We start from the raw sequence: 12,213 nt of genomic DNA on the forward strand, positions 1-12,213 counted from the left end.
TTTTTAAAATGTTAATTTAACACTAGCACCATAGGATCTTTGAGAAGGATTAGTCGCAAATTCACCAAATTCACTTCTAATTCCTCTACCATAGCTTGTCGTTTCAGGATCAACATATGTATTGCCTCCAGGCGTCCATAAAGCTAGGTTTTTGCCATATAAAGAAAACGTAATAGATTCCAAACTATTTTTAACGTTAAAAAATCTAGAAGGCAACTTATAAGATAAAGACAAATCTCTAAATCTTACAAAAGTTTTACTAATTATATGGTCGCCTTCAATTGCCTCATTTTGAGAAGCATTATAAAATGCTGTAACATCTTCAAAAGCAACAGGAGTCGTATTTTCTACATATCCCCCTTTACCATCAGAAACCACAGAGTTTGGTATAATCCAAGGATTACGGTCATTATACGTCGTTTCTTGCCCATTACCAACAAAATAACTTAACCTTTTTGTATAAGAATACATTTCTCCTCCCTGTTTCCAATCTAAACTCATTCCTAACTTAAAATCTTTATACGTAAATGTATTTTTTAACCCCATAACAAAATCTCTTTGAGAATTTCCTAATTCTTGCTCATCACCGTCATAAGTATAATATCCTGTATTGGCATTAGCAATATATTTTCCATCGTCAGTTTTAGCTGGAGCAGGACCATAAAAAGTTCCCAAAGGCTTACCTTCTTCAGCATAAAAACTTATATTATATGCTGAATAAATAGAAATCTTATGATCATCATTCTTAACTTTGTCTACATTACTTAAATTTTTCGTAAATGTATAATTCAAGTCCCACGTAAAATTATTTACTTTTACCGGGGTTAATGAAAGAGCTAGTTCAACCCCTTTATTTGTTAAATCTACAAAATTTCCCGTAATATTAGAATACCCCGTAGATCTAGCAACAGGCAATTGCACTATTAGGTCTTTTGTTTTTCTTTGATATAGTGATAAATCTACACCTATACGATTCATAAAAAACCTTCCTTCTAAACCCAATTCAATTTCATCTGTTATTTCAGGTTTTAAATTTTGATTTTCAATCCTACCAAAAATCTCATACGAATTTACATTCCCAAAAGGGTATGATATCTCACCAAAATAAGCTGCATTTACTGCTTGCCCTGCCGTTGAAAAAACTTCGTATTGATTAGTATCATTACCTATTCTAGCCCAACTTCCTCTTAATTTTATAAATTGATTGCCATCATCTAAAACAATTGCTGCAAGAGTAGCAGAAGGATAAAAATAAGAATTATTATTAGATGGTAAAGTAGAAGAAAAATCATTTCTAGCTGTCAAAGTTAAAAAATACCTGTCTAAATATCCTAATTCAATTTGTCCATATACCCCAATAACTCTCCTTAAATAATTGCTTTGTTCAACTGTAGGAGTAGATGCTGAGTTAGACAACTCATAATAATTAGGCAAGTCTAAATCTTTTACAGTTACAGCCAAACTATTTCCTTTTCTTTGATTATAATTTAATCCCGCTAGGGCACCTAAAGTTAAATTGTCATTAAGTTCAGTATCATAATTAATATTTAAATATGTATCAAATTCTTTACTAGTATATTTTGATTCATTTACTGCCCCTACTACTCCATTAGCAGCCGCATTATCTTGCGGAGAACCTGGGTCGTATTCTACAATTGCCCCCCATCTTTTTACTGCTTCATTATCGATATCCGTCGCCATCTGAAGTGTCGCAGACAAATTAGACATTAATTGATATTTTAAATTAACATTACCAAAAAAACGATCTTTTGCAATTGCAACATTGTTATTTTCTAATGTTTCATAGGGATTTGCCGCATAAGGTGTATAAAAATAACTAGGTTTATTAAACACTAAACTTCTATCCCGCATATCAACAATACTAAGATTGTTTGGTATTTGAAGCATTTCTTGAACTAGCGATTTACCAAAACCTGCATCATCTCCTTGCCCAGTTGGAACAGCTTTTTGTTCTTTATTAGAGTAATTACCACTAACTCTTATTTTAAATTTATCAGAACCAAAACCTGCATTAACCCCTATATTATTTTTTAAATAACTATCTCTATCGGTTGGGATAATTCCATCAATATCAAACCTAGAATAAGTGAGAGAAGCATCTATCTTATCATTACCGCCACTTATGTTAATAGAGTTATTGAAAGAATTTCCAATATCATAAAATTCACGGATATTATCTTTTAAAAAAACATACGGTTTAATCAATTGTTGATTATCAACAATTCTACTCCACGGCCTAATTTGACCATTAAATTTAGGCCCCCAAGAACCATTTTCATTACTAGCTGCCATAGAACCTTCTCCTACAACATTAGAGTATGATTTAGCTGACCATCCCGTACCAAAAGAGTCTTGAACATGAACTACCCTTGACAATTGAGAAAAATCAACAGAAGAATCTATACTTACTTTTAACTTATCCCTCCCCCTCTTAGTCGTTATTATTACAACACCATTAGAGCCTCTCGAACCATATAACGAAGCTGCTGCTGCACCTTTTAAAAAATTTATAGACTCAATACTATTAGGATCAATATCGTTCACACCGCTTCCTGCATCAAAAGAACTAGTACTCCCAACACTACTAGAAGACCGATCTAAAATAGGAGACCCATCAACGACATACAAAGGTCTATTTGATCCAGTAATAGAGCTAAAACCTCTAAAAATAATTTTTGTAGAAGCTCCTGGCTGAGCTGGAGATGAGATATCGACCCCAGCAATTTTACCAGACAAAGACTCTAAAGGGTTTGAATTTGCAACTTCTGTTAATTCTTTGCTTGACACTTTTGTTGTTGCATAACCTAACGATTTAGCTTGACGCTTATTCCCAAACGCTGTTACCACAACCTCATCAAGAACATCATCATTAACCATAGCAACATTAATAGTATTAGATGCACCAACCGTTTTTTCAACGGTTTTCATTCCAACAAAACTAAACACTAACACATCGCCCGTTTTAGCTTTAATAGTATATTTACCATCAAAATCGGTATTAACCCCTTGGTTAGTGCCTTTTTTTAAGATATTAACTCCAGGTAGAGGACCTGATTGGTCAGCAACAGTACCTGAAATCGTCTTTTCTTGCGCAAAAGTTATTTGCACTAGCAACGCCAGTAATAGCGTTAAAATTCCATTAAACTTTGTCTTCATTGTATAATTATTTGAATTAATTAGTCGCTAAAATCTTAAAATTATCTTAAATATACAATTTTTTAACAAAAAAATAGCTTGCTTTAACTTAAAAAAAACTAATAATCTTTATTAAAAGCTTAGACTGATTTAAATTAAAATCTGAATCTGACACCTTACCTAACGCATATCCCAAACTAATTTGGGATTTTTTTAGATAAAATAAATACCCAAATCCCAACCCGTAAATCGTTTTATTTTCAGCATTAATTGTTTTTATATTTCCAACATCAGTAATCGAGTATACATATGAGTTTTGCGACGTTAAATAACGATATTCGAAGTTTAAATAACTAAATTGCGGCGTAACAATAGCTTGCTCGTTAAACCCTCGTATAGAATTTACCCCTCCAATTCTATATAATTCATTTGTTAAATAACTGTCAGAATTTAAATAGCCCGTTTCGTTTCTAACATAAATAGCATTTCTCTGATTAAGCAACCATAAATAAGAGGCTTCAAAATCAATTTTAAACTGATTATTTTTAACACTATTATCTGTTCTACTACCAAATGAGGGATTTATTTTAACATATAACCTATTATTTAAAAAAGTATCATTAGCCGCGTATTGGTATTTAAATTGAATCCCTAAAAAAGAATTGTCAAAATCTTGTATTAAATTATTAGTATTATTTTTTAATGTACTATTTGACGACTCAGCATCGTAAGTTAATGAGATTGTTGTTTTAGCGTTAACATTATAGCCAATCGCAGAATGAAATTTTGTATTTAAAAAAGTAGAATCTTGTTTATATATGGTAAAGGAAAAATTTGGAGAAAAAGAAGTGTTAAAAATATAAGGGATATCTGTTAAAACTTTAAATTGCTGTCTTTCTTCTCCGTTTGCTTTCCAAAACAACTCAAACTGCTCTCCAGTATCAATACTATTATTAAGCTGTAGATTTATATAACCATTAAAAAGTAATCCTTTACTATTTTCTTTTGAAGCAAAATTTATTAGTCCATCAAAACTACTAGCTCTCTTTTTTTTAATATAAAGATATAATATGGTAGAATCTTTACTAAAAAGTATTTCTGGCGATTTTATTTCTGACACAAAAGGTAACGACTCAATACTTTTCGAAATTTCAATTAACTTTTCTTTATTAAAAGTAACACCTTTTTTAATATTTAAAAAATGATACAAATACGACTTAGAAAACTTTGAATACCCCTTTACAATAATTCTATCAATAGTTCTTTTTTTTGACGGTTTAATATTAAGGTCTGCAAAAAGAACATTCTGTTTCAGCCTAATATTTTTTAACTTTACTTCTGAAAAAGATTTTCCTTGATTTTCTAACTTATTTGACGTGGTTTTTAAAAAATTACTAAGGTTTGCAATATCAAGCTCAATTATTCCATTTTTAACTGGATAATCAATAATTTTTTCTTGATTGAAAGGAATTGAAAGAATTACTTTTTCTACTTTCTTATTTAAAGTAAAATAAGAATAATATACCGAATCTTTTTTTTTAACGCTATCTACCACGTTTAAAAAATATCCGTAGTGTTTTAAATTTTCAGAAACAGAATCTAGTTCACTATAGATACTTTTTTCAGACCAGTGTGTTTTTTTAAAATTTATTTTTTTCAAAAAAATAGCATCTAAACTATCTTTTGACGTAATGGTAAGTGTTAATTTTTGAGCAAAAGCATTGTTAGAAAGTACTATAAAAAAAACAAGATATGCGCATAATGTATTAAACCGAGCCAAAATTATATAAAATTTAAGCTAAAATACATTAAAATTAATCATATTCAGCTTAAAAAAAACACCTACATTATATAACTGATAAGGCTTGTTTTAAATCACTAATAATATCTTGCACATTTTCTAGCCCAACTGAACAACGTACTAAGCCATCTGTAATACCCACCTCTAATCTATCTTCGACACTTAATTTACTATGAGTGGTAGAAGCTGGATGAGTAACAATGGTACGGGTGTCTCCCAAGTTAGCAGATAACGAGCACATGGTAATGGCATTTAAAAAAGCACGCCCCTCTTTTACACCCCCTTTAACTTCAAAAGCTACAATATTACCGCCCAATAACATTTGTTTTTTAGCTATTTCATATTGTGGATGCGAAGTTAAAAATGGATATTTTACTAATTTTACTTTTGGATGATTTTCTAAAAACTCAGCTACTGCTAAGGCATTTTCGCAATGCTTTTCTACACGAACAGCTAATGTTTCTAAACTCTTTGACAGCACCCATGCATTAAAAGGCGACATAGCAGGCCCTGTATTGCGCGAAAACAAATAAATTTCACGTATTAAATCGGTTTTTCCAACAGCAATACCTCCTAAAACTCTACCTTGACCATCCATTAATTTAGTAGCCGAATGAATTACAATATCAGCACCAAATTTTATTGGTTTTTGTAAATATGGTGTAGCAAAACAATTATCAATAACTAACAATAAATTATGTTTTTTAGCTAAATCACCTAAAACTTTTAAATCTAAAATATCTACTGCTGGGTTAGTAGGAGTTTCTGCATATAAAATTTTAGTGTTTGGCTGTATTAAGCTTTCAATTTTATCCGTTTCATTAACTTTAAAATAACTAGTTTCAATATTCCATTTGGGTAAAAATTTAGTAAACAAACTATGTGTTGAGCCAAAAATGGAACGACACGAAACTATATGATCACCCGCCTTTAACAGAGCGCCAAAAGTAGAAAACACTGCTGCCATACCCGTAGCAAATGCATAACCCGCTTCAGCACCTTCCATAGCTACTACTTTATTAATAAATTCTGTCGTGTTAGGATTTGAAAACCGGCTATATAAATTTTTTTCTTTCTCTTCTGCAAAAGAAGCTCTCATATCTTCGGCATCATCAAATGTAAAACTTGATGTTAAATATAATGGTGTAGAATGTTCTGAAAATTGCGAACGTTCAGTTTGCATTCGAATAGCTTGGGTTTCAAAATGGTTACTCATATTTTTTATTGTTTATTGAAAGATTAAAAAGTTAAAAGAATAAAAAAATTACTTCTCCTTTTTTATTCTTTTAACAGCCTAATTATTATTTTTTGCCAATCGCAAGATATCACCAAAAACGCCTCTTGCAGTTACTTGGGCTCCAGCACCAGCACCTTGTATTACAATAGGTTGCTCACCATACGATTCGGTATAAATTTCAAAAATCACATCCGATCCTTGCAAACCACCTAAAGTAGCGTTTGCAGGCACTGAGGTTAATTTTACCGCTAAATTTCCTTTGTTTTTTGAAAGGTCTCCATACAAATCACCCACATAACGCAACACATGGTTTTGTTTTTGAGCATTTTTTTTCTGTTGAAAATAATCGTCTAAAACCGTTAAGTTCGATAAAAATTCTTTGGAAGAAATTGTCCTGTATTGTTCTGGAATTAAATTTTCAATTTCAATATCTTCAAATTCATTTTCTAAATCTAACTCGCGAGCTAAAATTAGCAGTTTGCGTGCCACATCGTTTCCGCATAAATCTTCACGCGGATCAGGCTCTGTAAATCCTTTGTTAATAGCTTCTTGTAGTACTTTGTGAAACGGCACATCATTAGAAGAAAATCGATTAAAAATATAACTTAACGAACCCGAAAAAACGCCTCTAATTCGGGTAATATTTTCACCTGAATCGTGCAATAATTTAATGGTATCGATTAACGGTAAACCCGCACCTACATTCGTTTCATACAAATACGATTTATTGTTGTTTTCTAAAACCTCTCGTAAATTTTTATAAAATGCATACGATATAGTATTGGCAATTTTATTTGATGAAACCAAATCAAAACCTGCTTCTACAAGCGAAATATAATTATCTACAAATGCTGTACTAGCGGTATTATCAACCGCAATTAAATTTTCTAAGTGATGCTTTTTTGCAAAATTTATTACCGTTTGAACAAGGTTTTTTTCTTCAGAATTTTGCGTTAACAAATCGCGCCAATTTTTAGTGATGCCTTTTGCCTTTAAAACTGTTTTTTTAGAGCTTGTAATTGCAAAAATATTTAGCTGTATTTTTTTTCTTTCTAAAATAGATTGTGCGTTTTGCAAAATTTGGTCAATTAAAGTTCCTCCAACTAACCCCTTACCAAAAACAGCAATATTTACTTTTTTTGCTACTCCAAAGACTTGCCCGTGAATTACATTAAGTGCTTTGTGAAGTTGTGCTTTTTTAATTACTAAACTCACATTTTTACCAGAAACAGCATTGTTAAACAACAGCGGAACAACTTGATTTTTTATCAGTGCATTATATGGGTGGTGAAATTCACTTAAATCTTGACCAACAATAGAAATTACAGAAACATCATCGATAATCGAAATTTGATTAACATCTTTGGTGTAAAAATCGTTTTCAAATTCTTGCTCTAAAGCTACGACAGCTTCTTGTGCTTTACTAGCACTAACCACTAACCCAAGACCTCTTTCAGACGAACCTTGAGAAATAATACTAACGTTAATATTTCGACTGCTAAGCGCCCTAAAAACCCTAGCATCAACCCCTACTTTACCTAACAACCCTCTTCCCTCAAAATTAATCAAAGCCACATCATCTAAAACAGATAAAGATTTTATACCTTTTGTATTTGACTTAGAGGTGATTAAAGTACCTTTATCGTTAGGTTTAAACGTATTTAAAATTCTAAGATTAATGTTTTTTTCTAATAGCGGAACAATAGTTTTTGCATGCAAAATAGTCGCGCCAAAATTAGCCAATTCATTAGCCTCAGAAAACGACAATTGTTCAATTTTTTTAGCATCAGCAACCAAATCAGGATTTGCCGTATAAATACCATCTACATGGGTATAATTTTGCAATTCTTCAGCATCTAAATAATTAGCAAATAAAGAAGCAGTATAATTACTGCCATTTCTACCTAAAGTAGTTGTTTCATTTTTAGTAGTAGAAGCAATAAAACCCGTTACAATGTTTACCGAATTTCCGTTATGCTTTTTAAAATAGGCTGTAACATTTTCTTTAGACAGTGCCGTAATAGGTTGCGCATTACCATAATTTTCATCTGTTTTTAACAAATCTCTAGCATCAGTTGCATTGGCTTTAATCCCTTTTTCTCTCAACAACTCAGCAACAGTTTTTGCTGCCAATAATTCGCCTTGAGCCAACACTTCGTCTTTTATTTTTTGACTATAGTCTTTTAATAAACTCACCCCTTCAAACAAATTTTCTAAACGTGAAAATTCAGAAGAAAAATCAACAGAAGGCGTAACGCTTGTTTGGTATTTTTTAAAGGCTTCAAAAGCTTCGTGATACGTTTCATTTTTAGAAGCTTTTTGTAAAATTGATTCTAACTCATTAGTAGCATTACCTCTTGCCGAAACCACTACCGCAATTTTTTCTTTTTGTTGAATTTTATTCTCAACAATACTAATTACCTGCTGTATTCCTTCATTTGATAACGACTTGCCTCCAAACTTTAATATTTTCATTTTTTTATTTATTGAATCTGGATTAAAAATAGGTTCAATTATTTTTTCAAGTTGCTCATATTCAATTAAAAAAGCATCATGCCCATGCACTGAGTTTATCTCATTATACGTTACATTATCGTGTACTAAAGCTAATTCTTTTTGGGTTTCTCTATTTTCTTCGGCAGTAAAAAACAAATCAGAATCTACCCCAACAATATGAATATCTGCTTTTATAGTTTCTAAAATTTCAGCATTCGATTTTCCTTTGGTAACATCAATGGTTTTTAATAATTGATTCATTAACTTATACGATGCTAATTGAAATCGCTCTTGTAATTTTTCTCCATGATGCAATAACCAACTTTCGATATTAAAAATTTGTAAGTCTTCATTTTTAGATCGTTGAAAGCGCTTTTTAAACGATTCGGGCGTTCGATAACATAACATTGCATGCATACGAGCATCGTGTACAGGGTTGCTAGAGTTGGTTAATAACTGCTCTTGTATTTGACAATTAGCAATTAACCAATCTGTTGATTTCCAATCCGTAGCAACAGGTATTAAATGCTGAGTTATATTCGGGTTTAAAACTGCCATTTCCCAAGCAATTCCGCCACCTAATGAACCACCTATTAGGGCAAATAATTTTGTTATGTTTAGTTGCTTTAACCCCAACAAAAAAATAGCTGCAATATCTCTTGCAATAAAACTCTTGTAGTCGTCAAAAACAAAACCGTCATAACCATTACCTGGAATATTAAAAGAAAGAATGGTATACACCTTAGTGTTTATAACATTATTTTCACCTATAATTTCTTTCCACCAACCATTTTCACCCGCTACATTACTATTTCCTGTTAATGCATGATTTACTAAAACTACAGGAGCAGTACCTAGTTTTTTTCCGAAAACTTGATAACTTAACGGAATGTTATCAAACTTAACACCGCTTTCTGTAGTATAATTTGCTATATTTATATGTAATAATGGATTTTTCAAGACTATAAATACTATGTTAAAACGGTTTTCTTAATTTTAGCAAAAGCACTTTTTAAATCGTTTTTCAAATCATCTAAATCTTCAATACCAACTGATAATCGTATTAAATCTTCCGTAACTCCTGCACTAGCTTGTTGTTCTGTATTTAATTGTTGGTGTGTAGTACTTGACGGATGAATAATTAAAGATTTTGTATCGCCAATATTGGCTAATAACGAAAATATTTTGGTTTCGTTTGCTATTGCTTTAGCCGCTTCAAAGCCCCCTTTAGCCCCAAAAGTAACTACTCCACTTTGCCCGTTTGGCAAGTATTTATCTGCTAACGGTTTATATTTATTATTTTCTAACCCGGGGTAATTTACCCAAGCTACTTCATCTTGTTCAGCTAACCATTTTGCCAATGCTAAGGCGTTTTCAGAATGTTTTTTTATTCGAACAGATAATGTTTCTAACCCTTGTATAATTTGAAATGCATTAGTGGGGCTTAATGCTCCTCCAAAATCACGCAAGCCTTCTAAAATCAATTTAAAAGTATATGAAGCAGCTCCTAAGGTTTCATAATATTTTAACCCATGATAACCTAATGAAGGCTCTGTAAATTCAGGAAATTTTCCGTTAGACCAATCAAAATTACCGGCATCAATAATAGCTCCTCCCAGAGAGGTTCCTTGCCCTCCAATATATTTTGTTAATGAATGAATTACAATGTTTGCCCCATGTTTAATAGGGTTTAATAACGCTGGGGTAGCCACTGTATTATCTACAATAAAAGGCACTTTTGCTGCTTTAGCATGTTTAGAAATTTCTTCTAAATCTAATACATCTAATTTTGGATTTCCTAAAGACTCTACAAAAAAGGCTCTTGTATTTTCTTGAACAGCATCTCCAAAATTAGCAGGATTATCAGCATCAACAAAAGTAGTGGTTATACCTAGCCTTGGCAAAGTAACATTTAATAAATTATAGGTTCCACCGTATAAACTACTAGATGCAACAATATGATCACCTGCTTTTAAAAGGGTTAATAACCCTGTAGCAATAGCACCCGTTCCTGAAGCAAAAACTACGGCACCAACCCCACCTTCTATAGCCGCTAAACGGTCTTGTAAAATTTGGTTTGTAGGGTTATTTAAACGTGTGTAAATAAAACCTAATTCTTTTAACGAAAATAGGTTGGCTGCATGATCTGCATCATTAAAAACATACGATGTGGTTTGATAAATAGGCACTGCTCTAGTACCTGCGTTTTGTTTTACATCGTGTCCGGCGTGCAACGCTTGGGTTGCTAATTTTTGTGTACTCATTTTTCTACTATTTTTTGAGTTAATAATTAATTAAAACAAAAGCCAAATGCATCAAATAATTACTATTGATGTACTTACAAGAAAAATGTTATAAGAATTCAAGGGGCATTACAGTATAAGCAATTCCGCTGGTTATCTATCCTTTTAGCTAACGCTTTTGGTAGAATTTAGCACCTTCTTTGACAGAACAAAGGGTTGCCAAGGCTTCAATGGGTCTAATCCCTCCACCTTTCTTGATAACATTATTAAATAAGTGTTTGAACTTTATTGGTGCAAATATATGTTTAGAAAATTTTAATATGCAAATTTTTTTCATTTTTTTTTCAATTTTTAACCCGTTTCAGGCTCGTAACTTAACCAATTATATGCTCAAAATGACAATTTAACACTAATTTTTAATAAAATTTCGTACCTTTGCACCCTTACTATTAAGAGATTAGATTAATGAAGGATAAGAGAATATTGTATGTTTCATCAGAGGTAGTTCCATACTTACCCGAAACAGAGTTGTCATCAACCGCGTTTAATGTTGCTAAAAAAGCACATGCTAAAGGAGTTCAAACACGTATTTTTATGCCTCGTTTTGGGGTAATCAATGAAAGGAGGCATCAGCTGCACGAAGTAATTCGTTTATCAGGGATGAATTTAATTATCGATGATATGGATATGCCTTTAATTATTAAAGTTGCATCTATACCAAAAGAAAGAATGCAAGTTTATTTTATTGATAACGACGAGTACTTTAAGCGTAAAGCGATGTATACCGATGAAGACGATATGCTATTTAGCGATAATGATGAGCGAATGATTTTCTTTACCAAAGGAGTTGTAGAAACGGTAAAAAAATTAAATTGGGTACCCGACATTATTCATGTTCACGGATGGATGGCATCATTACTTCCGTTATATTTAAGAGAATTTTATAATGATGAACCATTGTTTGCCGAAAGCAAAATTGTAACTTCGCTTTATAACGATGGGTTTAGCAACTCTTTAAATAACAAATTAACGGATAAAGTAAAATATGATAACATAAATGAAGAGAAGCTAAAAACCTTAGCAACACCCACACACACAAATATTTTAAAAAGTGCCATTGAAAATTCGGATGCAGTTATTATCGCTAGTGAAGAACTTTCTGACGAAATAAAAGCATTTATTGAAGCTACTGAAACTCCTATTTTAGCATTTCAAACAGAAGAAGAATTAACTGAGGCATATTTAAATTTTTACGAAAATAAAGTTTTAGTATAATCTAA

General features: G+C 31.8%; 6 protein-coding genes and 1 riboswitch. Of the genes, 1 reads left to right on the forward strand and 5 read right to left on the reverse strand.

Annotated features, from left to right (window positions below; genetic code table 11):
* Positions 1 to 3 precede the first annotated feature (3 nt).
* From AB2B44_RS03020 to AB2B44_RS03040, 5 genes are all read right to left on the reverse strand, one after another.
* Positions 4 to 3,177, reverse strand: coding sequence for a SusC/RagA family TonB-linked outer membrane protein (locus AB2B44_RS03020; RefSeq protein WP_369048069.1), 3,174 nt, complete (start codon positions 3,175 to 3,177; stop codon positions 4 to 6).
* Between the two features lie 88 nt (positions 3,178 to 3,265).
* A complete protein-coding gene (locus AB2B44_RS03025) occupies positions 3,266 to 4,936 on the reverse strand; it encodes a POTRA domain-containing protein (RefSeq protein ID WP_369048070.1) in 1,671 nt (556 codons plus the stop codon).
* Positions 4,937 to 5,003: 67 nt separating this feature from the next.
* The gene (locus AB2B44_RS03030; RefSeq protein ID WP_369048071.1) at positions 5,004 to 6,173 is read right to left on the reverse strand and encodes a PLP-dependent aspartate aminotransferase family protein; all 1,170 of its coding nucleotides are present in this window, start codon (positions 6,171 to 6,173) and stop codon (positions 5,004 to 5,006) included.
* 78 nt (positions 6,174 to 6,251) lie between these two features.
* Positions 6,252 to 9,650 carry a bifunctional aspartate kinase/homoserine dehydrogenase I gene (gene thrA, locus AB2B44_RS03035; protein ID WP_369048072.1) on the reverse strand — a complete coding sequence of 1,133 codons (3,399 nt, stop codon included), beginning with the start codon at positions 9,648 to 9,650 and terminating at the stop codon, positions 6,252 to 6,254.
* A gap of 11 nt (positions 9,651 to 9,661) precedes the next feature.
* Entirely contained in the window at positions 9,662 to 10,954 is a 1,293-nt protein-coding gene (locus AB2B44_RS03040; RefSeq protein ID WP_369048073.1) for an O-acetylhomoserine aminocarboxypropyltransferase/cysteine synthase family protein, read from the reverse strand.
* 129 nt (positions 10,955 to 11,083) lie between these two features.
* Positions 11,084 to 11,197, reverse strand: a riboswitch (SAM riboswitch).
* 201 nt (positions 11,198 to 11,398) lie between these two features.
* Between AB2B44_RS03040 and AB2B44_RS03045 the strand changes: the two genes are divergently transcribed.
* A complete protein-coding gene (locus tag AB2B44_RS03045) occupies positions 11,399 to 12,208 on the forward strand; it encodes a glycogen/starch synthase (RefSeq protein ID WP_369048074.1) in 810 nt (269 codons plus the stop codon).
* Positions 12,209 to 12,213 lie beyond the last annotated feature (5 nt).

The organism is Tenacibaculum sp. UWU-22, from assembly GCF_041021355.1.
Taxonomy (GTDB): Bacteria; Bacteroidota; Bacteroidia; order Flavobacteriales; family Flavobacteriaceae; genus Polaribacter.